Source organism: Nitratireductor kimnyeongensis (genome assembly GCF_019891395.1).
Taxonomy (GTDB): Bacteria; Pseudomonadota; Alphaproteobacteria; order Rhizobiales; family Rhizobiaceae; genus Nitratireductor; species Nitratireductor kimnyeongensis.
On record NZ_CP078143.1, the window covers coordinates 2,849,804 to 2,875,547 of the forward strand.

Genomic DNA, 25,744 nt, shown 5'->3' on the forward strand with positions numbered 1-25,744 from the left:
GCTGCCTCACTGTGGTCGCACAGCCCATTCAGGTGCGCAGGGGAGTCGGTGCAGGCATCGGCATCGGCCGCTGCCCCGTGCTGCCTTCAACCAACTGCCCCAGCTTCAGCAGCACCGCCTCAGAATGGGCGGGGCCGATGAACTGCACGCCGAAAGGCAGGCCGGATGAATGCTGGCCGGCCGGGACCGACAGCGCCGGTACACCCGTCAGATTGGCGGCAGCGTTCAATCTCACGTAAGCCTCCACCACTGGCTCTTCGCTGCCGTCCTGCCAGATGAATGTGCTCTGATCGCGTCTTGCCGCCACGACTGGCACCGTGGGTACGACCAGCGCGTCGACATTTTGGAACATGTCCACCCATGCGCGCTCCAGCCGCGCTTGCGCCTGCTTCGCCATCAGATAGTCCTGGGCCGGCAAAAGACTTCCTGTTTCGAGGAGAAGCCGCACGTCTTCTCCGAAACGGTCTGCCCGTGATCGAATGTTTTCACGATGAACGAAAGCCGCTTCCGCGAGCATGATGCCCCATTGGCTGGGCATGATGGTGTCGGTCAGTGGGACCGAGACTTCCACGAGCTCGGCGCCCGCGTTCGCGAGGGACGTGCGCAGCTGTCCCAAAGCATTCTCGATTTCCGGGTCGAGGCGCTCATGGAAGTGATTGACCGGCACGCCAAGCTTTACTCCGGTAATATCATGATCTGCCAGTGCGGTTGCGGCTGGCTTGTGCCGTCCAGTTGCGGAGATGGCATTCAGAAGAAGCGCCGCATCCTTTACCGTGCGGGTGATCGGCCCGACATGATCGAGCGATGGCGCAAGGGGGATGACGCCCTCAAGTGAAACCGTTCCGCGCGTCGGCTTCAACCCCACGACGCCGCATAGTGCAGCAGGCACGCGGATTGATCCACCGGTGTCCGTGCCCAGTGCAGCGAGTGCGCCACCATAAGACACTGCCGCGGCAGAACCACCGCTCGAGCCGCCCGGCGTGTGTTCGGTATGCCAGGGATTGGCGGTTTGCGGCGTGGTGAGTCCGAAAGCGAATTCGTGCGTGTGCGTCTTGCCGGCGAAAATCGCCCCCGATTCTCTGATCTGTTTCACGACTGGAGCGTCGGTTTGTGCCACATGCCCCTCCTGAACTCTGGAACTGGCACTGGTTGGCAGCCCGGCAACATCGATGAGATCCTTCAAGGCGATCGGAATACCGTGCAGCGGTGGGAGGGCAGCACCGGTCATGATCTGCTCTTCGGCGAGCCGGGCTCTCTCCATCGCCTGCTCGGCAAGCAGTAGAGAATAGGCGCCGATATTGTCGTCGAGCTCCCGAATTCGCTGGAGGACGGACCCGACGAGTTCCACCGGCGACAATTCTTTCTGTTCGATGAGTGTGGCCGCTTCGGTGATCGACAGTTCAAACGGTTCCATGAAAGTTACTCTCCGTGATGGCGGCCTCGTCGCCCTGCTGGGCGGACTGAAGAGTGGCGATGAAGCTGCGCACATGTGTCAACGTTGCAGCCACTGCGTCGCGCCGCTCCTGGGGCAAGGGCAGTTTGTGACGGTCGGCCAAATCGGCAATCATTTCGGCAGTGTAGGCAGGGATGGTCATGGCTTCTTGTCCATCGAGGTCGGAACTGTTGCGAAAAAGTTCAGGATCAGGGACAGCGTGGAGAGCGCAATGATGACCGCGCCGAAGATCGTTGCAGTCGGAACCAGACCGATGCGCTGTGCCGCAAAACCCGCAATAAGGGCCGGGAGAGCATTCGAGAGATAGCTTTCGGTGTAGAATGCCGAGAGCAGTCCAGCGCGTTGCTGGGCTGTGGCAAGAGCAGCGAGGCTGCGCATGGCACCCAGAAAACCCGCTCCGAAGCCTAGCCCCGAAATGGCGGCTCCGGTCATGAGAGCCACCGTGCTGGACCGACTGAACCCGCCAAGAATGACAGCGGGACCGACGATCATGGCGACGCTTCCAAAAAGCAGCGCGGATCGCACGGGTAGGTTACGGAAGGTCAATACCGCTGCGGCTCCGGCAAGCGTCAACGCACCCACCGCTCCGCCTCCCAGAACCTGCGTCTGGCCCGGCGCGATCTCTCCAATCAGGGAAGGCATCAGGGAGAGGAAGAACCCGCCAAGCGCCCAGACCGCAATATTGATCGGCGCGACCCGTGCAAAGGTCAGGCGGGCCTGTCGGGGGATTTCGATCCGCAGGCGAGGGCGCCAGGGCTCGGTTGCAAGCCCGGTTGCGGTCTCCGCGCAGCGCAGGGTACGCAAAACCTGAACAACAAAAATCGCTACCAAAACAAGGTAGACGAAATGCAGTGGTGCGGGTGCGAGTTGTGCGAGCATGCCTGAGCCCAGTGCCCCAACCCCCATTCCGATCATCGGGGCGATGCTGTTGATGGTTGCCCCCGCTTTCTGATCGATATCCAGCAATGCTGCGGCAAGGGCTGTGGTTGCGAGGCCGGTGGCAAAGCCCTGGATGGTGCGCGCGGCAACCAACCAGGCGCTGTCCCGAGCCAGAAGAAACAGAGCCATGGCAACGAGTTGTATTGCCAGCGCAGCGACGATGACCGGGCGCCTGCCGAAACGGTTCGACATCGTCCCGAAGAACAGCAGGCCGAAAAGCAGGGCCAGCGCATAGACGGCAAAAATCAGCGTAATGGTGAAGGCGGAAAAGCCCCATTGTGCCTGATACAGCGGATATAGCGGCGCCGGGACGCTCGACGCTGCAAGAAACCCGATGAGAGACAAAGCGTGCAGGCTCAGGCCAGTTTGCGTTGTGGGGCAGGTGGACACCCCTATCGTTCGCGCGGTCATGGTTTGATCCTTTGCTAAAAGCGAATTTTTTGCGTTATAATGCGAAAAGCCTCTTAATGCAAATATTTTGCGTTAGTGGTGTTTTTTCGTGTTGCTTTGACGGGCGTGCTGGGGAGCCAGGTGATTGAAAAAATGAAAAATTCAGATCGTGCGACCGAAGTGGTTCCAAGGCCCGGAGGGCGCTCTGCCCGGGTCCAGGCGGCTGTCTTCAAGGCTGTGGAAGAGCTGAAACAAGAGGGCGATCCGTCTGGACTGACCGTTCCTGCCATCGCATCACGGGCTGGGGTAACGCCGTCGACGATTTACCGTCGCTGGGGCACTCTCAACGAACTTCTCTCCGAGGTGGCTGCCAGGAACCTGCGGCCCGACGCCCCGCCGGAGAAAACAGGCAATTGGCGGAACGATCTGGCGATCTGGTTGCAGCAATTTGTCGAGGAAATGTCTTCCGAACCGGGGCGGGAAATGCTGCGTGAGGTTCTTGGCGGCGAGCGTTCCGACAATGCCGGACAATGCTCCGCTTACACGCGCCAGCAACTGGAAACGATTCTCGACCGAGTGGCAGAGGGAGAAGACCTGCCGACCGATGTTGATAAACTTCTCGATCGGGTTATCGCTCCGATCATGTATCGTATCCTTTTCACGGCTGAGCCGCCGGACCGGGAATGGGCGCAGACCCTGCTCGACAAGACTTTGGAGAGCGGTCAATCCCGCTGTTGAAGCGCCTTAATCAGATGCATGGTCGCTGTCGGCGCTTGCCATAAAGCGACCTGAATTCCAGCGTGCATGGCTTAGGAAACACTGTCAGCGCCTGCGCGCCTGCCTGTCTGCGTGCCGCAGCGTGCTTCCCTCCTGTGCGAGATGGGTACGCGGCGCGTTGACTCCGATGAAACTGTAAAGTACAGGATTATACAGGTTCATAGGACAGGTTTATATGTCTCGACGCGCGAATTCGCTATCACCGGGGATGGCAAAGCCTGAGCGGATTGCCACGGTTCTGGAACGGGAGATCCGCTCTGGCGCGCTCGGGTTTGGCGAGCGGCTGCAAAGTGAGAACGAGTTGGTGCAGCGCTTCTCCGTCAGTCGCAATACGGTGCGACGCGGACTGGAGGAACTCTCGTCAAGGGGGCTCATCACGACGAAGGTTGGGATCGGCTCATTCGTCACGTTTGACGGAAAGATGGTCGATGACGCGATTGGCTGGTCGAAAGCGCTGGCTGATGCCGGGGCCAATGTCCAGACCCGTACACTACGCCTTGAAGTTATCGAGGATCCGGAACTGGCCGAGATGCTCGGCATCGAAAAGCCGGCCTTCATCGCTGTCGATCGTGCACGCAGCAATGTGGGCACCGGTTACGCAATCTCCATCGAACGCTCGCGTCTGCCCCTGTCGGCTGAACTCGAAGAGGTTCCGCTCAAAGGGCTGCGACAAGGCTCCCTGCACCAGACACTGCGAGGAGCAGGGCTGATCCCGGATCATGGGGAAGAGTGGGCCGACATAGAAATGTTGTCGCCCGAGGATGCGGCGATTCTGGGTTGCGAGAGCGGAACGCCGTTTCTCCGCACGCGCCGGCTGACACGCAGGCCGAACGGATATCCCATCGAGTACGTCACCAGCTTGCTCAACCCCAAGCACTTTGCACTGCACCTGGAGTTTTGAGGAATGTCGGACAGGTCAGTTGCTGAAGATCGGGCAAAGGCTGCGTTGATCGGCGGTGCATTGGGTGACGCGCTGGGCATGCCCACCCAATTGTTTTCGCCGGACCAGATACGCGAAACCTACGGGTTCGTGGAAAATTTCGTTGTGCCCGTTCCCGATCACCCGGTGTCGAAAGGACTTCCAGCCGGAGCAATAACCGACGACACGGAGCAGGCGCTTCTGTTGGCGCAAATCCTCCTTGAATCAGACGGCGCGTTTGACCACCACCGGTGGGTAAATGCGCTTGTCGAGTGGGAGCGAGACGTTAAGGCGCGCGGAAGCTACGATTTGCTCGGGCCCTCAACCAAGCGAGCCATTGACGCGATCAACAGTGGCACACCGCCTGAAGAGGCGGGGCGCGACGGCGACACCAACGGTGCCGCCATGCGCATCGCCCCGGTCGGCATCATGATGCCGTCCGACGCACCGGCTGCGTTGGTCGCCAAGGTGGCCGAAACCTGCCGCGCGACGCACAACACATCCATGGCGATTGCATCGGCAGCGGCAGTGGCAGCTGCCGTCAGCCACGGTGTTTCCGGCGGTGACTGGCGCGATGTGGTCAGACACGCCATAGGGGCCGCGAAACTGGGTGCAGGCCATGGGCACTGGGTGGCGGGCCCTGATATTTCAGCGCGCATTTGTTGGGCGACAGACCTCGTGCGAAACGAGCCCGCAGAACGCGCGATTGGGTTGATCTCGGAGCTCGTGGGCACAGGCGTTGCAAGCCAGCAGTCGGTACCCGCTGCTTTTGCGGTGCTCGAAGTGGCGCAGGGAAATCCGTGGCGTGCTGCGGTCATCAGCGCCAATCTTGGTGGCGACACCGATACGATCGGGGCGATTGCTGCAGGCATGGCCGGCGCGTGTGCGGGCATGAACAGCCTGCCGCAGAACCGCATCGCCGAGTTGAACGGCCTCGACATGGGGATTGTAGAAACATTGGCTACGAAACTCGTTGCAGAGCGCTTTCGCCGTTTTGGGGGCGAGGAGGCGGCATGACACGTCTCATCCATGCCGGCAGCGCCGTTGTTGATTACGTCTACCGGATCGACGCCTTGCCGAAACCCGGCGGCGAAATGACCGCATCGAGCTACAACCGCATCGCCGGTGGCGGCTTCAACGTGATGGTCGCAGCCAGACGGACCGGTCTGCCGGTTGCGTTTGCCGGTCGCCATGGCACAGGGCCAGAAGGGGATTTTCTGCGTGCGGCGTTTGCGGCAGAAGGGGTGGAAACCTTGACCCCGCCGGCATCCGATCTAGACAGCGGGAATTGTGTGGTGCTCGTCACCGCCGATGCCGAACGAACCTTTGTCTCCTGGCCCGGCGCAGAAGCGGCGTTGACGATCGCGGACCTGGCCCCGATAACCTTGCAGGAAGCCGATTGGGTTTTCATATCGGGCTACACTCTCACTTATCCAGACAGCCGTCAGGCGTTGGCAGACTGGGTGGAGTCGTTGCCGGCGAGTACCCCGGTCGTTTTCGACCCGACGCCGGTTGTGGCCGAGATACCTTCTTCCATTCGCACCCGCGTTCTGGCCCGCACTACATGGCTGAGCTGCAATTCCGTGGAAGCGCGTACACTTGCCGGTGCGGCCGATCCTGCAACCAATGCAGTCCTTCTCATGGCCGAACATTGCCCTCGTGCGAATGGCGTGGTCATCCGCTCCGGGGCATTTGGCGCGCATCTGCTTTTGCGTGATGGAAGCATTGGCGTTGTGGACGGGTTTTCGGTGCCTGCCGTCGATACGAATGGCGCTGGCGACACGCATATCGGTGCCTTCGTCGCAGCACTGGCGCGGGGTGAACAACCCTTCGCGGCCGTGCGCTATGCCAACGCGGCGGCGGCAATCTCGGTCGGTCGGCATGGCGGCTGCGCAGCGCCCGGCGACACTGAAATACGGGCGTTCCTGACCGAGCGGAAGTGCAGTGGACCTGCCGAAGAGATGCGCAGGGAACAAAAAAAATGATGACACAAAAAGAGAGGAACAACCGATGACCAAATTGCTTGGGAAACTGGCAGCACAAGCGGTGCTGCTCTCTATGTGTGCGGTCTCCGCCGATGCCGCCGAGCTGCACGTGCTCAACTGGAAGGGGTATGGCGCTGACGAGCCGTGGGCCGTGGAAGCGTTCGAGAAGGCGACCGGCCACAAGGTGGTCAACGACTTCTTCAACTCCGAACAGGAAATGCTGACCAAGTTGCGGACGAATCCCGGCCTTTACGACGTTGTCATGATCAATGCGGCGTTCACCGGGCAGGCCCTGGCGGAATCTCTCATTCAGCCAATCGACACCGCAAAGATTCAGAATTACGCGGACATTTCCGGCGACAAGGCCAACTCTCCCATGCTGAATCAGGACGGCAAGGTCTACGGTGTGCCGTGGGTTTGGGGGCTGACCGCGATCGCCGTCAACGACAAATCGTTCGAGACGCCCCCCACCAGCATCTCGGTCATGTGGGATGAGGCGCACAAGGGCAGGGTCGTCATTCGCGATGACGCCGTAGAGGCGATCCAGTTCGGTGCGATCGCTTCGGGGCAGAACATCAATGACATCAAGGATATGGATGCCGTGAAGGAGAAGCTCACTTCACTCATGCCACAGATCCGCACCTTCTGGAGCTCGGAGAACGACTGGAACCAGATGGTCGCTTCGAACCAGATCGATATAGGAACATACTGGTCCGGCTCGGCTGATCGTGCCAAGACCCAGTTCAACCTGCCGGTCAGTCTGGTAATCCCGGAGGAGGGAGCCGTGGCCTGGCTCGACGCCTTCTCCATTCCCGTCGGCTCCGACAATGTCGAAGGTGCCGAAGCCTTTATCAATTACATGATCGATCCGGAGTTCTACGTCGAATGGGTCACGAAAGTCGGCGCGCCGGTTTCCGCCAATGAAAAGGCTGTTGCCGCACTTCCCGAAGACGCGTTCAACCGGGCCGTGATGGGTGACTCCAAGGTGGCCGACCGCATACAGTTTCAGGCTCCGGTCACCGACGAACAGAGAAAAGAATATCTGGCCATCTGGCAGGAACTCAAGGTCGGCGCACAATAGTCAGAAAAAACCGGCCCCATCCCGCTCACATGAGGAAAAGGGGCGGGATGCGGCATCGAAACCATCGGGAGGAGAGGCATGGCATCATCGATCCGCGGGAGAGGGGGCATCGGACCAGCATTACCGCTGCTCACGCCCGCCTATCTTTGGCTTGCAGTGGCCATCTTCCTTCCACTCTCGGCGATGGCGCTTTTCTCCTTCATGACCGACCTGCCCATGTCTGGCAGGGATTGGTCGCTGACCCTTGAACACTACGCGGCGTTCTTCTCAAGCGGGCTGTATGTCACGTTGCTCTGGGCTTCGGTCCGTCTTGGCCTCGAGGTAACGCTCTGGTGCGCGGTAATCGGCTTTCCGGCCGCTTATGTGCTGGCAAGGGTTCTGAAGGGAAGGGCGCGAGAAGCGATCTTCCTCCTGGTCATCCTTCCCTTCTGGTCAAATGGCCTCGTTCGCATCTTCTCCTGGGCGATGGTTCTCCGCGAAGGCGGGCTTCTGGACACGACGCTGAACGCGATATTGCCGTTCCGGGTCAACATTGACCTCATGTATTCCTATCCGGCGGTGATCATCGGGCTCGTCCATTCCTACGTGCCCTACATGGTTCTCACCTGCTATCTGACCCTGCAGGCAATCGACAACGCGCTCATCGAGGCGGCCCGTTCACTGGGGGCTTCGCGACTGCAGACCCTGAGGCGCGTCGTTCTGCCACTCGCCATGCCCGGCCTGCTTGCCGGTTCCGTTCTGATATTTGTGCCGGTGGTTGGCTCTTTCATGGAACCGCGCATTCTGGGCGGGCGCACCGGAACATTCTACGGCACGGTGATCGAGGATCAGTTTGTGGCCGTCTTCAACTGGCCGCTGGGAGCGGCTCTCTCCTTCATTTTGCTGGCTGTGGTGCTCGTCATTCTCAGCCTGGCGGCGCCGATTCTGAGAAGGGTGCGATGATGTTCACGACCCGTCTGCTGGAAGCGCTCGGTCGTGTCTGGATCGTGCTGCTGCTCTCTTTTCTCTACCTGCCGATCTGCATCATGGCGTTGATGTCGTTCAACGCTTCCCCATTCTACCAATTGCCGTTCGAGTGGACGACGGGCTGGTATGCCGATCTTTCACGCAACGAACAGCTTCTCGCCGCAACCTGGAATTCCATCCAGATCGCGGTCTTTACAACGGTGATCGCGACCGTGCTGGGGACAGCAGCATCGTTGGCGCTGTTCCGCCATGAGTTTCGAGGCAAGAGGCTGCTGCAGGCCCTGCTGTTTCCTCCCATAGCCATTCCATGGCTGATCACCGGAACCGCAATGCTGATCTTCTTCTTCGGTGTCGGCATCGGACGTGGTCTTCACGCCATCTTGCTCGGTCATGTCGCTTTGGCGCTGCCCTATGTCATCGTCGTCGTGTCCGCGCGCTTGCAGACCTTCGCTCCTGAGCTTGAAGAAGCCGCCCGTTCGCTGGGCGCCAGCCAGTGGCAGGTCACCACGCGGGTCACCCTCCCATGGATCATGCCGGGGGTGATTGCCGGTGGCCTGTTCGCTTTCGCGGTCTCATTCGACCAGTTCGTCGTTTCCTATTTCCTGTCGACACCGGGCGAAGCGACACTTCCCGTGGAGATCTATGCGGCAATCCGCAAGGGCTTCACGCCCGAGATCAATGCCGTATCCACCATCATCATAGGCATATCCATGGGGCTGATGCTCGTCACCGCCCGCTTCTTCAAGTTCGGGGGAGAGAAATAAACAATGGCCGAAGTCGTCGTCGACAAGGTTTCGCGTTCCTTCGGTTCGCACAAGGCGCTCGATGATGTGTCGATCGCCTTCCCCGATAAGGGGTTTTACGGATTGCTTGGCCCATCGGGCTCCGGCAAGACGACTTTGCTGCGCATGATAGCTGGTTTCGACTTTCCCGATGCCGGGCGTATCGCCATTGGCGGAGAAGGCGTCGAGCGTGTGCCGGTGGAGAAACGCCGCATCGGAATGGTGTTCCAGACTTACGCGCTTTTCCCGAACATGAGCGTTGCCCAGAACGTGGCCTTCGGCCTGTCGGTTCGCGGGGAAACGAAAGCGGCGATTGAGGTCGAGGTGAAGCGCGCGCTGGATCTTGTTCAGCTGGGACAGCTTGGCGAACGGCGCCCGCACCAATTGTCGGGCGGTCAACGCCAGCGTGTTGCGCTTGCGCGTGCAATCGTGACCAAGCCACGTGTGCTTTTGCTGGACGAACCGTTATCGGCGCTCGACAAGGCGCTGCGCGTCGACATGCAAATCGAGTTGAAGCGCATTCAGCGCGAGATCGGAATCACAACGATATTCGTCACCCACGATCAGGAAGAAGCGCTGACGATGAGCGACCGAATTGGCATTTTGCGCGACGGTCGTCTGGTTCAGGAAGGGCCACCGGAAGAGATATACGACAGGCCGGAGAGTGAATTCGCGGCAACCTTTCTCGGCGATGCCAACATCCTGCGAGGCGTTGCGACCGGCAATGGCATACGCCTGCCTGACGGCACCGTCGTGAGTGCGAACCATGGTACGAAACCAGCAGTCGGAACCACGGCAAGCTGTGCTGTGCGGCCTGAGCGCATAAGCATTTACGATGCTGACGACGCCTCCCGTGGAGAGAAAAATCGTCTGAAGGGGCGTGTTTCGAAACGAATTTTTGCGGGCAATAGCAGCACGTACTTCGTTGAACACCGTGGTGACATCATCAAGGTCCACGTGCAGAACAACGGCGGTGTGAAACTGGCCGAGGGGCAGAGCGTGATACTGCGCTGGTCCCCTGGAAGCGCTGTGCTCATCGACAGGTGAGAGACTTCCAACCCGTTTCAAAGACGCCTATCACTGCGACGGATCGACTTTGGTGAGAAGTTTTGATGGGGAGTGACGGAGAATGCCAGTTGGAAAGTCTGTCGTAATCTACGGAATCAAGAACTGCGACACGATGAAGAAGGCGAGAACCTGGCTCGAGGCGCATGAGATTGCCTATAGGTTTCACGACTACAAGGCCGCCGGCATCGAACGAGATCGCCTGAAAGCATGGGTGGAAGAGGTCGGCTGGGAAAAGCTATTGAACCGGGCTGGCACGACCTTTCGCAAGCTTCCCGATGCTGAGAAGGCGGATATGAATGCTGAAAAGGCGGTCGACCTGATGGAGGACCAGCCGAGCATGATAAAGCGCCCCGTTCTCGATCTCGGAGACCGGCGTGTGGTTGGCTTCAAGCCCGAGATTTACGACGCCGCATTCGCCTCCTGAGTGCAACCGAAGCCGCTTTCTGATGAGGCGCGGCGGGCCCCAGCGAAAAAGGCATTCTTGTATTGCTCTCTCACAGTTGGGATAAAACGACTATTCCTTCGTGCGGAAGGGGGGCTTCGTGCGTATAAAGCGGATTATGTTCACTCTGTTCTTCATAGCTGCTGCTATCGTTCTGGCGGTCTTCGTTCTGCGGTTGGTGTTCGCGTTGCCGGATATTTCGCAGCGAGAGCGCCAGGAGGCTTTTGCCGCAGATCCTGAAACACAACTTGGCCGGCTTTTCGAGACCGGCGCCGCGGCGCATCCTGGCAAAACGGGTGTCTTCCCGATAGCTGACGGCAAGGATGCACTGGCGAGCCGGCTAGCGCTCATTGAGCGGGCGCAGGGCTCCATCGACGCGCAATACTACATCTGGTACGATGATACATCAGGGGTTCTCCTGCTGGATGCGCTGCGCAAGGCGGCAGCACGTGGTGTGCGGGTGCGCTTGTTGCTCGATGACAATGGCGTGCCGGGGCTCGATTCCTACATGGCTGCCCTCAATGGGCTTCCGAACTTCCACATTCGCCTGTTCAATCCATCGACCGTGCGCCAGCCAAAACTCTTCGGCTATACGTTCGATTTCCTCCGCATGAACCGGCGCATGCACAACAAGTCCTTCATCGTTGACGGAGCTGCGGCAATCGTTGGTGGCCGCAACGTCGGTGACGAATATTTCCAGATCGGTAAAGCGTTCTACGTGGATATGGATATGCTGGCGACCGGCGCGATTGTTCCGGAAACGGCCGCTACATTCGATGACTACTGGAACAGCGCCTCGGTGTTTGAAGTCGAGAAGATCATTTCTGGGTCCGGAGATCTTACGGCATTCGAAGCGCGTGTCGCACAGGTGAAGGCAAGCGAGGAAGCGCAGACGGTACTGGCGGAGCTCGAAAGCAGCGCGGAACGCTATGCCAGAGGCGGCGTCGCGTTGGAATGGACGGATGTGCAGCTCGTCGCCGATGACCCGGTGAAAGGAGAGGGGAAGGCCACGCGTGACCAGTTGATGATCATGCGGCTTGGCGCGATCCTCGGCGAAGCGCGTCAAAGGCTCGATCTGATCTCAGCCTACTTCGTGCCGGGCTCGATCGGAAGCAGCTATTTCGGCGATCTGGCAACGTCCGGCAAGCAGGTTCGCATCCTCACCAACGCCCTCAACACGACGGATGTGCTCCTCGTGCACAGCGGCTATGCCAAATACCGACGCGGCCTTCTCGAGGCAGGGGTGAAACTCTATGAACTGAAATTGCGCGGAGGCGAAACACAGGGCTCGGAGAAGCAATTGAAGCCGTTCGGCCTTTCGGGCGCCAGTCTGCACGCGAAGACCTTCGCAGTCGACGGCGAACGCATCTTCATCGGCTCGTTCAATTTCGATCCGCGATCGGCAATACTGAACTGTGAAATGGGCTTCCTGATTGAGAGTGAAAGCATGGCCCGAAAGATCAGCGACGGATTCGACGACAGGTTGGGACTGGTCAGCTATCAACCGCGATTGACACCCGAGAACAAAATGGTCTGGGTGGAGGAACAGCGCCAGGGGGAACCGGTTATCTATCAGGAGGAGCCCGGTGCGACCTGGTTCCGTCAGATCGCAACTGTGGTGGTCGGCTGGCTTCCGGTGGAGTGGCTGCTCTAACGCCGGTTCGAATTCGCGTATAAGGTCCGATGGAGAGGAAGATGAAGCACTGGATGTTGTGGTTGCTTGCCGGGATTGTTGCGCTGATCGGCGGTCTTGCCGCTCTATTCAACCTCGGTTCCGCTTCCAGTCTGACACTCACATTCGGCGGCTGGGCGTTAATCATCGTCGGTGCCCTGCAGGGGTGGGCCGCCTATAAGGCGCCAAGTGTCCCCACGATGATTGGTGCCGGGGTGTTGGCACTTGCCGGCATCTTTCTCGGGTTGTCTCTTTTGTTCGGACCGTTCGGAGATGGTCGTGTGCTGCAGTTTCTCCTGGGAGCACTCTTGATTGCATCGGGTGCGGGAAAACTCTGGGTGGGACGCAGTCTGCATGGAGATCGCGTGTTCCCCGTGCTTCTCGGGGCAGGTGGTGGGTCCGCGATCCTTGGCGTGATCGTGCTTCTCGGGGTCACGATCAACTTCGGTCTGATCGTGGCTCTGGAACTATTGGCCAGCGGCATCGCTCTGGTGCTGCTGTCGTTGCGATTGAAGAGACATGCTGGAGAAAACTGACCCGCTTCGCGCGTTTATCGTCCTCGTTCTTGCCGTCATTCTCGCGGTTGCTGTCGGCTGGATACTGCTTGTTGGGCGCTCGGTCTTGATGCCCATCTTCATTGCGGTGATTTCGGTCTATGTTCTCCTGACCGCGTCCGAGGCGCTGGGGAGGCTGCCAGTGCTCGGCCGTCTTCCCGAGTGGATGCGACGCGGCCTGGTTCTGGCGATTTTCGTTCTGGCTTTGGTCATGCTGGCCAGTGTGATGGTCGGCACCGCCGAACAGGTGATCGCGCGTTTGCCGGTGTATCAGAAGAACCTGACCGACATGCTCAGCGACATCCTATCGCGGTTCGATATCGAAGAGATTCCTAATCTCTCAACGCTTGTTGAAACATTGTGGGGTCGGATCAATCTGCAGCGCCTCGCTGCTGTAGGCCTCGGTTCAGTCGGATCTTTGGCCGGCATCATCTTCATGGCGGTTGTTTACTCTATTTTCCTGATGGCCGAGCGTGGCGGTTTCGCGAGAAAGATCGCGGCAGCCCTTCCCAGAGATCGAGCAAGCCAGACCCATATGATCGTGCGCGATATCAACCGGAGTATTGGAGAATATCTGGCGGTCAAGACGTTGGTGAATATCATTCTTGGCGCTCTCTCCTATGTCGTGCTCAAGTTCTTCGGCGTCGACTTCGCGCTATTCTGGGCCGTCCTGATAGGTCTTCTGAATTATATTCCGTATGTAGGGTCGCTCATGGGGGTCATGTTCCCCGTGCTTCTCACATTGGCGCAGTATGGCTCGGTACAGACGACAATTCTGGTGGCGATTTTGCTGACCTCGGCGCAGATGTGGGTGGGCAATGCCCTGGAACCGCGCATGATCGGTCGCCGGATCAACATGTCGCCATTCGTGGTGCTGGTGTCGCTCGCCCTGTGGTCGACTCTGTGGGGCATTCCCGGCGCCATTCTCGCCATCCCGCTGACATCCATCATCGCCATTATCATGGCCAATTTCGAAAGCACGCGCCCGATTGCCTTGCTTCTGGCAGACGACGTGCAGGCTGTTCTTCGGAATGGCGATGAAGTGTAGGGAGGGGCCCTGAATGGTCGCCGTCGTCTCTGCCAGATAACGAGAAACGGCCCCGCAAATCGGGGCCGTTTGAGCATGATCTGGTCTGGACTTAAGAGTTGTCGACGACGGAGCGATTGACGATTTTCAAGCGGTGATCGGTATCGACCACATAGACCTCACGATAGCGGTTTCCGCCATTGTGGAACTCGTTGAAGGTTACCGAACCGACGGGTGTGTTGCTCAGGGCGGTCTGGTCGGCGTTGTAGTTCAGGCTCCCTTTGATCGGTTCGAGCGCCGCTGCCGGTGCGGCGAGAACGAGGGTGGCGAGTGCTGCAAGAATTGCGGTTTTCATGATGATATCCGTGTAGGTCTGGTTTGTTTGTAAACTCGGTGCGTCATTGCGAGCGCCGATGCCGAGACCATCGCAGGGTTGGCGATCACCGTGAAATCAAGTGGTGGCGAACACTATGGTCACTTTCGATCAAGCCATTGGGAAGAATACTCACGCAGCCGTGACGCGATCTTCATTGAAAACCCGAATGAGAACGCCCAAGGGATTCAGGTCTCCGTGGGAACCACGGGAACATTGTCGATCAGTCGCGTCTCACCGAGCCAGGCGGCGGCGAGAAGCCTGGCGGGGCGATCGGCGCGATGAAGAGGCTCGAGGGTCTCTGCATCGCGCAGTTCGATATATTCCACCCGGTCAAATCCGGCGCTTACGAGGCTGCTTCGAGCGGCTTCCAGAACGGGATCCGCGTTCATACCGCTGGCAAGATGAGCCGCACTCCTCAGCAATACATCAGCAATCTCGGGTGCGATGCGACGCTGTTCGGCCGTGAGGCGCACATTGCGGGAGGACAGTGCCAGATTGTCGGCTTCACGCACGGTCGGACAGCCGATGATCTCGATAGGGATATTTAGATCTTCCACAACGCGGCGCACCACCAGAAGCTGCTGATAATCCTTTTCGCCGAAACAGGCTATGTCTGCACCCGTCTGCAAAAGAAGCTTGCTGACCACAGTCGCGACGCCATCGAAATGGCCAGGTCGATTTGCTCCACACAACCCGTCACTGACGCCGGTGACAGAAACGCTTGTCGAAAAGCGGGGGCCGTACATTTCCTCGACTGAAGGTGCAAAAAGGACATCGACCTCGTAAGGCGCCAGCTTTGCCGCATCGTCAGCCTCGGTGCGCGGGTAGGTGGCGAGATCAGAGGGATTGTTGAATTGCTTCGGGTTGACGAACAGTGTGACGATCACGCGCTCGACACGCGCCTTGGCCGTCTCCACCAAGCTGAGGTGGCCTTGATGGAGTGCACCCATTGTGGGCACGACAGCCACACGCTCGCCAGCGCGCCGCCATGTGCGAACGCGATCACGCAGTTCTGCAACTGTGCGCAGGATATTGGGGTTCATTCCGCCTTACCTTGTTTGCGATCGGTGAAGACATGAACATCGCCCGGAAATTCCCGGGAACGGACTTCTCGTGCGTAGGATGCGATGGCCGCATCCGCGGCATCGCCGAGCTCTGCAAAACGCTTGACGAATTTCGGTCGGAACGTAGCGAACATGCCGAGCATGTCGTCGGCGACGAGGATTTGCCCGTCGCAGGTTGGCGATGCACCAATGCCGATGGTGGGAATGGGGATCGTTTTGGTGATGCGGTCCGCCAGCGTGGCGGGGACCTTTTCGAGCACAACGGAAAATGCGCCTGCCTCGGCGACCGCTTCCGCATCGCGCTGGATGTGGAAAGCATCGTCGCCACGACCCTGCACCTTGTACCCGCCGAGAGTGTTGACGGCCTGGGGCGTGAGGCCGATATGCGCCATGACCGGAATGCCGTGGCGAGTGAGAAACCTGATGGTCCGTTCCATCGTCTCGCCGCCTTCAAGCTTCACTGCGCCACATCCAGTCTCGGTCATGATCAGTGCGGCATTGCGAAACGCCTGCTCAGGCGATTCCTCGTAACTGCCGAAAGGCATATCGACGACCAGGAGGGCACGCTCCACGCCGCGTCGGACGGCTTGGCCGTGCATGATCATCATGTCGAGAGAAACGCCGACGGTACTGGGCAGGCCATGCAGGACCATGCCAACGCTGTCGCCGACCAGCACAATGTCGCAGTGTCGATCCACGATGCGGGCAAGGGGGGTGGTGTAGGCTGTCAGGCAGACGAGCGGCTCGCCACCCTTTCTTGCAAGCACATCAGGGGGTGTCAGGGCCGGAACCCGTGCGTTGGCGCTCAAACTGTCCTCCCTTTGCAGATCGACACGATGCGGAATGTGACGCGTCAAAACGATTGCGTCAGGGATATGACATAGATTTTTGCGGATGCGAAGGCGCGTAATGCAGATTGTCGAATGTCAATCGCCGTTGAAAACGTCAGTCGATGTAAGGGTTTGCGCCAGGCTGTCAGGAGCAGTCGGCATCCCCGCAAGTATCGACTGCGCTGCTTTGAGACCTGCCGTGATGCGCTGCAATATCGGCTCGGGCCCCAGTGTGTCGAGCGGAATGCCCCACTGCCCCTTGCCAGGAGTGCGCTGTGGCCACACTTTCAGTTCGAAATACCGTGCCGCCTTCCGGTCCACGTCTCCCCAGTACTGGACGACCGTTGCATCGGGCGCATTTTTGGCAATCCAGCCGAGATCCTGAATCCTGAGGCGCGGTTCTTCGTGGGGGCGCTTGGCGAGAAGGATGGCGCGCCAATCATGCTCGAAAATTTGATTGGCGTGCGCGACAACAGCCACCTGTGCACCGGCTCGCCTTAGGCCCTGTTCCAGCGTGTCGGAGAGAGGGGTGTCGCAAATCAGCGCGATATCCGCCCCTTCCACCGGAATTTCTGCATCTTTGAGCAATGCGAGGCAAAGTGCGGAATGATGTTCACGGGCACCGACCAGAGGGTGCGATTCATTCACCGCCGAAATCGGTATATCGTGTTCAAGGCAGGCTTCGATGTCGACCTCGCCAGACAGCGTCATCCATGGTTCATGCATCAGCGCCACGACCGAATGGTCTGGCAGGCGTTCGATGAGCGAGCGTGTGATCGGACGAATGGACGGTCCATTGAGAAGAATGTTGGTCGCGCGGCATGTTTCGTGATCGATTCGTTCGTCAATCGAAAGATTTTCCAGGAGACCGGCGGTCCCGGCCAATGTGCGTGTGGCTTCCGCCGCCTCTTCCGCCGATTGGAACCGGGTGGCTGTCGGCGTCACGGCGGTGACGGCAGCGGCACCTGCCAGCAGTGCGGTAACCGCAGTCGCAGCGAGGAATCGGTTGTCCACCGGAACCACGACCCGCATTCCAGACAGGCTCAAATCAAAGACGCGAATATTGTCTTCGATCAATGTGAGCATGTGGGATGCGTCTGGGTGTTGAAGTGCTCGTTCTGAACTGCCACTGCTTGCCATCAGAGTTCTGCCCGGTTCGCCGACCTTTCCTGGTCTACCGCCCGCTGCGAAGCCTGTCCGCCCCGGACGCGTCCATCCTACGCATGTCCTCCCCCATTCCTGGTCCGTTCCTTTGCGAATGAACCGGAAGACATCCCTCGCCTTGGCTTTCACACTGGCGATCCGGAGCCTTGTTTCTGCGCTGCACCAAGCCGAAAAACATAAATAAAGACAGTAGCTTAGCGTCCAATTATTGATGATTCTCAATCTTTCCAATTGCTGGAAATCATAAAAGCCCAGGCGCACCATGCAGATAGAACGTTGGGGCAAATCCCCTGCGCTTAGGTGTTACTGCGTTCATCATGTCAGCGTATCGGCGGAGCTCCTCTAATCATTTTGAAAGGCATGTACGCAGCGCCGCGGGCGCATGACGCAAGCCGACTGTTTCCGGTTTCTCCGCAGTTCCGGCGAAGTCTGAAGCGGTCGAACGCAACAGTTGGACAAGTTCCGACTGACGCTGGAGCGTTTCCATTCGCCTTGTGTAGGCTTTCATGGATTGCGTCATGTCGTCTATCCGCGTCGAGAGCGAGTTCTCACTCCCGTTGCTCTCAAAACGCTCCTGGGCGAAGGCCGCGGTAGCAGCAAGTCGCTCGCAGCGTTCCTTGAGGCCCCGTCGCTCGGCTCGCAGCTCCCGATCAAGCAGGTCGAGCGTGTGCGTGAGCGTGTTGAACCGCAGGTTATCTGTTTCTTCGTCACGTGCCGCACTGCGGATCCTCAGGACAGAAAACATGGCTTGGTCACGCTCCGTTTCTCAAATGGGGATCGGGAAGTTCCACCCGGGCGACCCGGGGGCGCAGCGATGGCTGGTTGCGCACGACGCGCGAGAGTGAAACCGGTAGCGGTTTCCGCCTGGCAATCTCATCCTCAATGATTTGCCGCATGCGTTGTTTGAAATGGGCATCGCTGAACTGCTGCGCATGCTGGCGTATCTTCTCGGTGCGGAAACTGCCTTCCATCGCCTCGAAGCGGCGCACTGCATCAATAAGACCGGCCTCAGATTGCTCATCGAACAGGAGCCCGGTCTGGTCAGGGACGATCGAGTCGAGCACGCCCCCGCTCGCATGGGCGATCACAGGCCGGCCGCTCGCCATTGCCTCCACGGGGACAATCCCAAAATCCTCGGTTCCGGGAAAGACCAGTGCCCGGCAGCGGGCAAGCATCTCCTTGAGTTGTGCGAAGGGTGTTCGACCCAAAAACGTCACATTGGGACCGGCCATCCGCTTCAGCATCGCCATCTCGGGGCCTTCCCCGATAACGACAAGTTTGCGACCCATCCGGGTGAAGGCACGCACCGCCAGGTCAACCCGCTTGTAGCCGACCAGCTGGCCGGCAACGAGGTAATGATCGCCGAGCTCAGTCGCCGGCGCGAACTCGTCGACGCTTACGGGCGGATTAAGAACGGTTGCCCGACGCCGGTAGTACTTGCCGATCCGATCGGCCACATGGCGTGAATTGGCAACAAATGCGTCGACACGTGCGGCTGTGGTGACGTCCCATGCCCGCAGGGCCGGCGCGATCCACGGCATGAGCATCCGCGTCGGCAGGCCGGCATTCGCACGATAGAAGTGATAGTGATCCCACACATAGCGCATGGGCGAATGACAGTAGCAGACATGCGTTGCCTGCGGCCCGGGCGTGATGCCCTTGGCAGGCCCGGATTCACTGGAAATGACCAGGTCATAACCCGAGACGTCCAGGCTCTCCAGAGCAAACGGCATGAGCGGCAGGAGCGACTGGTAGCGCCGCTTCGCACCCGGAATCTTCTGTAGAAACGAGGGGATGACCCGATGGCGGCGGATCTTTTCTGAAACCCGCCTTTCGTCATAGACCAGTGTGAAGATATCGGCCTCGGGATACATGTCGCATAAGGCTTCGACGACCTTTTCGCCTCCGCGCATGGAGACGAGCCAATAATGAACGATGGCGACGCGCAAGACACTTCTCCCGGATTTGCTCTCCCGAATACTGCTTGGAAAAGGCGCGGCAGGCACACCGACAATACGGTTGAACACGTGTCTGAAGGGTGCAGAAATGCGCTCAAACGGGCTAGCCCATAATCCGATCGGGCGTCACCGGCACCTGTGCGCCCTCCCGTCTGCGTCAAAAGCCCAATGGGCTTAGAGGGACTAGCCGAAAGGGACTAGCCGCACACCATTTGAACCGGGTTTACCTGTTCCCGTTTCCGCTGATGATCGATGGTGGGGGAGGCGGCTTCGCGTCTTCCCGAAGGCAATGATCACTGCGGATCGGGCAGAATGAAGCAGGCAAAGGCTGGGTTCACCATTTCCTTCCCCAAAGCACGAAAATTCGTGCTTGTGGCGCTTGTGCTCACCCTGTGCATCTTTGTCAGCAGTGTTGCTGTCCGCGCGCAGAGTGAATTTCAGCTTCTGGCTCAGACGCGGGTCAAGGTCGCCGTGGTGGAATGGGATGAAGCACAGGGAGAATATAGGGAATGGACAGCCCTTAGTGGTGAATACACCGTCTCGCCCGCAGGCACGGTTTCTCTTCCCTTGGTCGGGCAACTCAGTGCGGTTGGCAAAACTTCCCAAGAGCTCGCCGGCCAAATCGCGGCGGCACTCCAGAAGAAGACAGGTCTCATTGCACCGCCAGCCACAACGGTTGAAGTGGTGCGCTATCCGTCGGTGTTCGTCACTGGCAGTGTGGAACGGCCAGGTGAGTTCGAGTTCAAACCTGGACTTAACGTTATGCAGGCGCTGGCGATGGCCGGAGGCCGTGTGCGCAGGTCCGATCAGGCCGGTGGGTACTCCGAGCTCGAGCAAATTCGTTATGCGGGCGAAATTGGTCGTATCGATCTTCAACTCCTTCAGCTCGCGATCCGTAGAGCACGGCTCGAAACGGAACTGGTCGAGGGCGAGAGTGTCGATTTCGATGCAGCCTTGCAGGGACGTCCTCTGGCCGGTCACGCAGCGCAGTTCGTGCGGGACGAGCAGGCGATATTCGTGGCCCGTCGCAACGCCTATGAGCGGCAGCGCAACGCACTCGATGAACTTGGAACACTCTTTCGCGAGGAAATCCGGATTCTCGGCGAGAAAATGGTGGCGCAGGACCGGCAGATCAAAATCGCCGAGGAAGAACTGGGTAATGTCGCTCAACTGGTCAAAAGAGGCACAGTCACGAAATCACGCGAAACCGGGCTTGAGCGCATCGTGGCTGACCTGCAATCCAGCCGGCTTGACCTTGCGGTGGCCTCTATGCGCGCAAGGCAAAGATTGAGTGAAACCGAGCGTGATGCGCTCAGTCTGGAAGGCTCGCGACGCACGGAAATCGGCGCCGAGCTGCAAAGGGTCAATCTGGAAATCGACGACCTGGAACTGCGCCGTGGAATGACGGAGCAGCTTCTTCAGGCAACCGGGGCGTCGATCCTGCGTCGTGAGGACAGGGCGTTCGAGCAGCAGCCGCTGCGGTTCAGCATTCTGCGCGGCGTTGGTCAGAAACAGCGTGTGGACGCGTTTGAAGCGACCGGGCTTGAACCCGGAGACGTCCTGGATGTGCAGCTCGATCTCCTTCGCGCCTCGATGCCACGCGCGTCCCTCGAAAGCGAAATGAGACAGGCGCAGACGCGCTAGAGAATTTTAGAGCCATACGGGTGGGGCAGGCCATGGTGGTGCAGGAAATCAGGAAGCTGACAGGGACGGAGATGGCGTCCAAGGACAATGGACGGCATGAGGACTACATTTCCTTTCGCGATATCTGGGCATTCCTGCAGAGGCATTTTCTGGTTCTCGCCCTGGCGTCGACCGCCGGCGTGGCGCTTGGCGCGCTCTACATCGCAAACACAGAACCCACATACACTTCGATCGCTCGCATCGTCATCGACCGTGAACAGGCGCGAATTGCCTCTCAAGACGCGTCTACAGGTACGATTATCATCGAAACCGCCGAAATTGCCAGTGAGGTCGAAATCGTCAAATCGGAGGCGATCGCCCGCTCGGTGATCAAGCAGCTCAACCTGACGGAAGACCCGGAAATCCAGACGAGCAGCTCCTGGAGATCGGCCGTGCGCGGCGCGCTTGGTGCAATACTCTCCCTATTCGACCCGGCGACAGAGGACGGAGCGGAGGCCGCGGGTGAGCCAAGCGAAGAAGAAGTCATGCGACGCACCATGGCGGGGTTTCTGGGACGCGTGTCGGTGCGACGTGTGGGGCAATCCTATGTTCTTGAAATCGGTTACACCTCCACCAACCCGGTGAAAGCGGCGCGTGCGGCCAACGCCATCGCCAACACCTACATGCAGTCGAGCCTCGACGCCAAATCGCAGATCATTGCGCGCGGCGCGCAATGGATCGAGGATCGGCTGGTGGAGATCGGACGACAGGCACAAGAAGCCGCTCTCAGTGCAGAGCAATACAGGAACAGCAACGACATTTCCCAGGTCGGCTCCGCAGGCATCGACCAGCAACAGTTGTCCGAGATTAGCAGCCAGCTGCTGGCAGCGCAGACCGCGACCGCAGGCGAGGCGGCACGGCTTGCCACCATCAACCGCATTCTGGCCGGAGACCTGCCCGATAGCTATGTGGGGGAGGCGCTGAGCAACACCGAAATCAACCGGCTGAGAGCGGATCTGGGCGTAGCGCGCAAGCGACTGGAGACGTTGCAGACACGCTATGGTACCGAGAGTGAACCCACCTTGGCAGCAAAGTCAGAAATCGCGCGGCTGGAATCCCAGATCAACACCGAACTGGTGCGCATTCAGGGCGTCTACAGGTCCAACCTCGACACGGCACAGGCGCGCGAAGGACTGCTGAAGAAGCAACTCGATGCGATCAAGGGCAATGTCACGGAAAAAAATCTCGCACGAGTCCAGCTCACCGAGCTCGAAAGCCGGGCGACCACCTATCGGCGCATGTATGAAAGCGTCCTTCAACAATTGATCACAACACTGCAGAAGCAGTCCTTTCCCATTGGCGATGCCCGCATGGTTGCGGCGGCTACGCCTCCACTGGCCAAGATCTGGCCGAAAACCACACTCATCATCCCCATGGCTCTGATGCTCGGTTTTGCCGGCGGTCTGGGACTTGCCGGACTGCGCGACTTGCTCGACCGTCGCATCAGCTCGGGTGAACGTCTGAGCCGTGAACTTGGGCTGCCGACCCTAGGCCATGTTCCCTTCACGCGCTTTCAGGTGTCGGGCAGCAAAGGTGCCCTGCGGTTCGTGCTCGATGCACCCTATTCCGGTTTCTCTGAGGCCCTGCGCGGCGTGAAGAGTTCCATTGATGCGGCGTTTCCTTCGGGCGGACCAATCGTCGTGGGGCTCACTTCAGTCAGCGGCGACGAAGGAAAAAGCACGATTGCGGCCAATCTGGGCCAACTTTACGCAAATGAGGGGCTACGTGTGGTTCTGGTCGATGCAAATTTCAGGAACCCGTTCTTGAGTTTGCAGGCGGCCAATTCAGGAACAAAGGCTGGTCTTGCTGTCTATCAGGGTGACGAAATTCCCGAGCACGCACAATCTGAGAAACGAAAGAAAGACAAGCTGATGCAGATGGAGGATGGGTTGATCCTCCCGGTGCTCACCGTGGAGCAGATCCGGAAAGCCGCACATCCGGGCCATCGCTTTGGGCATCTACCGGCCCTGAAGAAAAAGATCGAGGAACTGCGCCAGGATTACGACGTCATCATCGTCGACCTGTCGACCTTTGCCACCTCAGCCGACACCCGGGCGGCCAGCGCCCATCTCGACGGTATCCTCTTGGTTCTGGGGAACCGGCGCAAGATGACTGTCGAATGGCTGGCAAGCGCGCTCGCAACATTCGGAAAGTCCCGCGTTGGCATTCTGGGGGTCGTCTTCAACAAGCGCAAAACCCGACGGTGGTTGCATCCTATGGGCAGAAAAAGGCGCGAAGCAGGAGGCCGGCATGCAATTTGAACGCTCTCTAGGTCCGACCGATCTCCGCATCGCCGTTGGCATTGCCACCACTGGGCGCAGGTCAATACTTCATTCCGTGGTGCCGCACCTGCTGGACCAGACGCGTCCAGCCGACAGCATTGTCATATGTGCTGCAAACCTCGAGGACGTGGATCCCGAGGCAATGGCCGCTCAAATTTCCCGCACGCGCATCGTTTTCGCCGAACGTGGGCTCTGCCGACAGCGAAATCGGATTCTCGAAAGCGTGGAAGACGCCGACATTCTTCTCTTTCTCGATGACGACTTCCTCTTGGCTCCCAGTTACCTGGAAGAGACCGCGCAAATTTTCCGACGCTACCCCGATGTCGTCATGAGCACGGGCACGGTCGATGCGGATGGTATTTTGGGGCCGGGGATCCCGCTTGAAGATGGATTGCGTCTTATTGGTACGTGTTCAAAATCAGCCTCTGCCGGCCGCGAGAAGCCAGTCTATAGCGGCTACGGTTGCAACATGGCGGTGCGCCTGTCGACTGTCCGCGGATATGGTCTGCGCTTCGACGAAAATCTGCCGCTCTATGGTTGGCTGGAGGACGTGGATTTCAGCCGTCAGCTTGCACGATATGGCCGCATTGTGAGTTCGGGCCGCCTCCACGGTGTCCACCTGGGTACAAAGTCCGGGCGGACCTCGGGCCTCAGGCTGGGATATTCGCAGATAGCCAATCCGGTCTATCTCATGGGCAAAAAGACGATGAGCCCGCGTCATGCCGCCCCGCAAATCATGCGCAATCTCGTTGCCAACGCTGTGAAGATTGTCTGGCCCGAACCCTGGGTGGATCGGCGAGGCCGGCTTCTGGGCAATATGCGGGCCGTGAGGGACCTGCTGCGCGGCCGTCTCTCCCCCCAGAACGTCAACGTCTTGGAATAGGGGGCAACCATGCGTCCGGGGCGGGTTGTCATCATCAACGATCGGTCGGCGGAGATCGGTGGGGCCTCGAACCTGTCCTGCCTTGCTGCGCGAATGTTGCGTGAGGCCGGTGTGCCGGTAACCTTTTTTGCGGGCGATGAGCCCGCCGGAACTGCAGAGCCTGAAACGATTCACGTCAATGGAAAACCGCTCGTCGAGCAGGGGCGTTTGTCCGCCCTGGCTGGCGGACTTTATAACCGGAACGCCTATAAAATCCTAAGCGGCTGGATCGCCCGGCACGACAGACCTTCGACCATTTATCACGTTCATGGATGGTCGAAGATCCTTTCGCCATCCACTTTCAAGGCGCTCATACCGGTGCGCGAGCGGGTGGTGCTACACGCGCACGATTATTTTCTCGCCTGTCCGAATGGCGGCTTCATAAATTATCCGGCGTCGTCCATCTGCACCCTCGACCCCATGTCGTTGCGTTGTCTCACGACCCAATGCGACAAGCGCGGCTACCATCAGAAGGCCTGGCGCTCCACGCGGCACTTTCTGCTGCAACGCTTCTTTGCGTTGAGCAGTAGGCCCGCCAATATCGTGCTCGTGCATGAGCAGATGCGCGGCTTCTTCAAACGTGCAGGAGTTGAAGACAGCCGCATGGTGACCATTCGCAACCCGGTTGCGCCTTTTCTGTCCTCCAACACCCGGCCCCATATACAGCGCGATTTCTTCTTCATCGGGCGGCTGGAGTCGGAGAAGGGTTTTGAAGACGCCGCACGAGCAGCGCGTCTGGCCGGCGTTCCCCTTCATGTGATCGGAGAGGGGGCTGGCCGAGCGCTTCTCGAGGAACGCTATCCGGAGGTGATGCTTCATGGATGGTGCAACCGCGCACAGATCGCCGACCGGCTGCGCCAAGCGCGATGTGTCATTGTCTCGTCACGGGTACCCGAGCCATTTGGCCTTGCTGCGCTCGAGGCGGTGGGCAGCGGCATCCCAGTCGTGCTGCCGTCCCATGCATTGCTGGCTGCCGAACTGACCGAAGCAGGTGCTGCATTCACATTCCCCACGGGTGGCATCGAGGCGTTGGCCGCAAAATTGCGTCGGTTGGCTGGTGATGATGACCTGGTCGCGGAGATGAGTGAAAACGCCCGTGTATGCGCTCCCCATTTCGCCAACACGACACAGAGTTGGCTTTCGGCGCTGCTGGATCTCTATGCAGACATTCTGGATGGCGCGATCACGGCACGGGCACCCACGCAAGGGCGACGCGAAGGAACCGGCAACCAGGTGTTCGGCGCCGGCGGGACCAAATCGGAAACCGGGGCTGATCCTAATGCTTTTGGCCACGCAGCCAGCCAGTCAAATGACGCCGGTTAGTCCGGCTGCGCTGCAGGGGTAGGCACGGTTCGATTGTGCGGTGGACTGCACCTAAATGGCCCTGCCCAATACCCCGATGGAGTTATA

General features: G+C 59.3%; 25 protein-coding genes. 16 read left to right on the top strand and 9 right to left on the bottom strand.

Features of this window, described 5'->3' with window-relative positions:
- Positions 1-28: 28 nt before the first annotated feature.
- From KW403_RS13590 to KW403_RS13600, 3 genes are read right to left on the bottom strand one after another with little or no spacing between them, the layout of a single operon-like run.
- The gene (locus KW403_RS13590; RefSeq protein ID WP_223020002.1) at positions 29-1,414 is read right to left on the bottom strand and encodes an amidase; all 1,386 of its coding nucleotides are present in this window, start codon (positions 1,412-1,414) and stop codon (positions 29-31) included.
- Positions 1,401-1,595 (bottom strand): hypothetical protein, encoded by a 195-nt coding sequence (locus KW403_RS13595; protein WP_223020003.1) that lies wholly within the window; start codon positions 1,593-1,595, stop codon positions 1,401-1,403. Before KW403_RS13595 ends, KW403_RS13590 begins: the two co-directional genes overlap by 14 nt.
- Positions 1,592-2,803, bottom strand: a complete 1,212-nt coding sequence (locus tag KW403_RS13600; protein WP_223020004.1) for an MFS transporter — start codon at positions 2,801-2,803, stop codon at positions 1,592-1,594. The genes KW403_RS13595 and KW403_RS13600 overlap by 4 nt, the downstream gene beginning before the upstream one ends.
- A gap of 132 nt (positions 2,804-2,935) precedes the next feature.
- Here KW403_RS13600 and KW403_RS13605 point away from each other — a divergent pair, with 132 nt between their 5' ends.
- From KW403_RS13605 to KW403_RS13660, 12 genes are all read left to right on the top strand, one after another.
- Positions 2,936-3,520, top strand: a complete 585-nt coding sequence (locus tag KW403_RS13605) for a TetR/AcrR family transcriptional regulator (RefSeq protein WP_223020005.1) — start codon at positions 2,936-2,938, stop codon at positions 3,518-3,520.
- A 214-nt stretch (positions 3,521-3,734) separates the two neighbouring features.
- Positions 3,735-4,460, top strand: a complete 726-nt coding sequence (locus KW403_RS13610) for a GntR family transcriptional regulator (protein ID WP_223020006.1) — start codon at positions 3,735-3,737, stop codon at positions 4,458-4,460.
- A gap of 3 nt (positions 4,461-4,463) precedes the next feature.
- On the top strand, positions 4,464-5,495 hold the full coding sequence (locus KW403_RS13615; protein ID WP_223020007.1) for an ADP-ribosylglycohydrolase family protein: 1,032 nt from the start codon (positions 4,464-4,466) through the stop codon (positions 5,493-5,495).
- Entirely contained in the window at positions 5,492-6,463 is a 972-nt protein-coding gene (locus KW403_RS13620; protein ID WP_223020008.1) for a PfkB family carbohydrate kinase, read from the top strand. The genes KW403_RS13615 and KW403_RS13620 overlap by 4 nt, the downstream gene beginning before the upstream one ends.
- Positions 6,464-6,536: 73 nt before the next feature.
- Entirely contained in the window at positions 6,537-7,544 is a 1,008-nt protein-coding gene (locus KW403_RS13625; protein WP_378596482.1) for an ABC transporter substrate-binding protein, read from the top strand.
- Positions 7,545-7,622: 78 nt separating this feature from the next.
- Positions 7,623-8,486 (top strand): ABC transporter permease, encoded by an 864-nt coding sequence (locus tag KW403_RS13630; RefSeq protein WP_223020010.1) that lies wholly within the window; start codon positions 7,623-7,625, stop codon positions 8,484-8,486.
- Positions 8,486-9,274 (top strand): ABC transporter permease, encoded by a 789-nt coding sequence (locus tag KW403_RS13635; protein WP_223022565.1) that lies wholly within the window; start codon positions 8,486-8,488, stop codon positions 9,272-9,274. The genes KW403_RS13630 and KW403_RS13635 overlap by 1 nt, the downstream gene beginning before the upstream one ends.
- 3 nt (positions 9,275-9,277) lie before the next feature.
- On the top strand, positions 9,278-10,339 hold the full coding sequence (locus KW403_RS13640; protein WP_223020011.1) for an ABC transporter ATP-binding protein: 1,062 nt from the start codon (positions 9,278-9,280) through the stop codon (positions 10,337-10,339).
- An 82-nt stretch (positions 10,340-10,421) separates the two neighbouring features.
- Entirely contained in the window at positions 10,422-10,784 is a 363-nt protein-coding gene (locus tag KW403_RS13645) for an ArsC family reductase (RefSeq protein WP_223020012.1), read from the top strand.
- Between the two features lie 136 nt (positions 10,785-10,920).
- Entirely contained in the window at positions 10,921-12,456 is a 1,536-nt protein-coding gene (locus KW403_RS13650; RefSeq protein ID WP_223020013.1) for a phospholipase D family protein, read from the top strand.
- Positions 12,457-12,497: 41 nt separating this feature from the next.
- Complete coding sequence (locus tag KW403_RS13655; RefSeq protein ID WP_223020014.1) at positions 12,498-13,010, top strand: HdeD family acid-resistance protein; 513 nt, start codon at positions 12,498-12,500, stop codon at positions 13,008-13,010.
- On the top strand, positions 12,994-14,076 hold the full coding sequence (locus KW403_RS13660; protein ID WP_223020015.1) for an AI-2E family transporter: 1,083 nt from the start codon (positions 12,994-12,996) through the stop codon (positions 14,074-14,076). Before KW403_RS13655 ends, KW403_RS13660 begins: the two co-directional genes overlap by 17 nt.
- Positions 14,077-14,167: 91 nt before the next feature.
- Here KW403_RS13660 and KW403_RS13665 read toward each other — a convergent pair whose 3' ends face one another.
- From KW403_RS13665 to KW403_RS13690, 6 genes are all read right to left on the bottom strand, one after another.
- The gene (locus KW403_RS13665) at positions 14,168-14,410 is read right to left on the bottom strand and encodes a hypothetical protein (protein WP_223020016.1); all 243 of its coding nucleotides are present in this window, start codon (positions 14,408-14,410) and stop codon (positions 14,168-14,170) included.
- Positions 14,411-14,616: 206 nt separating this feature from the next.
- Positions 14,617-15,474, bottom strand: coding sequence for a pantoate--beta-alanine ligase (gene panC, locus KW403_RS13670; protein WP_223020017.1), 858 nt, complete (start codon positions 15,472-15,474; stop codon positions 14,617-14,619).
- The gene (panB, locus tag KW403_RS13675; RefSeq protein WP_223020018.1) at positions 15,471-16,304 is read right to left on the bottom strand and encodes a 3-methyl-2-oxobutanoate hydroxymethyltransferase; all 834 of its coding nucleotides are present in this window, start codon (positions 16,302-16,304) and stop codon (positions 15,471-15,473) included. Before panB ends, panC begins: the two co-directional genes overlap by 4 nt.
- A gap of 117 nt (positions 16,305-16,421) precedes the next feature.
- Positions 16,422-17,411: a hypothetical protein gene (locus KW403_RS13680; RefSeq protein WP_223020019.1), complete on the bottom strand. Its 990-nt coding sequence runs from the start codon at positions 17,409-17,411 to the stop codon at positions 16,422-16,424.
- Between the two features lie 424 nt (positions 17,412-17,835).
- A complete protein-coding gene (locus KW403_RS13685; protein WP_223020020.1) occupies positions 17,836-18,234 on the bottom strand; it encodes a hypothetical protein in 399 nt (132 codons plus the stop codon).
- A gap of 7 nt (positions 18,235-18,241) precedes the next feature.
- Entirely contained in the window at positions 18,242-19,438 is a 1,197-nt protein-coding gene (locus KW403_RS13690) for a glycosyltransferase (RefSeq protein ID WP_223020021.1), read from the bottom strand.
- A 321-nt stretch (positions 19,439-19,759) separates the two neighbouring features.
- Here KW403_RS13690 and KW403_RS13695 point away from each other — a divergent pair, with 321 nt between their 5' ends.
- The 4 genes from KW403_RS13695 to KW403_RS13710 are packed head-to-tail and all read left to right on the top strand — an operon-like array spanning position 19,760 to position 25,657.
- Positions 19,760-21,091 carry a polysaccharide biosynthesis/export family protein gene (locus KW403_RS13695; protein ID WP_223020022.1) on the top strand — a complete coding sequence of 444 codons (1,332 nt, stop codon included), beginning with the start codon at positions 19,760-19,762 and terminating at the stop codon, positions 21,089-21,091.
- Positions 21,092-21,123: 32 nt separating this feature from the next.
- Positions 21,124-23,391 (top strand): GumC family protein, encoded by a 2,268-nt coding sequence (locus KW403_RS13700; protein WP_223020023.1) that lies wholly within the window; start codon positions 21,124-21,126, stop codon positions 23,389-23,391.
- Positions 23,381-24,295: a glycosyltransferase family 2 protein gene (locus KW403_RS13705; protein ID WP_223020024.1), complete on the top strand. Its 915-nt coding sequence runs from the start codon at positions 23,381-23,383 to the stop codon at positions 24,293-24,295. Before KW403_RS13700 ends, KW403_RS13705 begins: the two co-directional genes overlap by 11 nt.
- Positions 24,296-24,304: 9 nt before the next feature.
- The gene (locus KW403_RS13710) at positions 24,305-25,657 is read left to right on the top strand and encodes a glycosyltransferase family 4 protein (protein ID WP_223020025.1); all 1,353 of its coding nucleotides are present in this window, start codon (positions 24,305-24,307) and stop codon (positions 25,655-25,657) included.
- Positions 25,658-25,744: the final 87 nt, after the last annotated feature.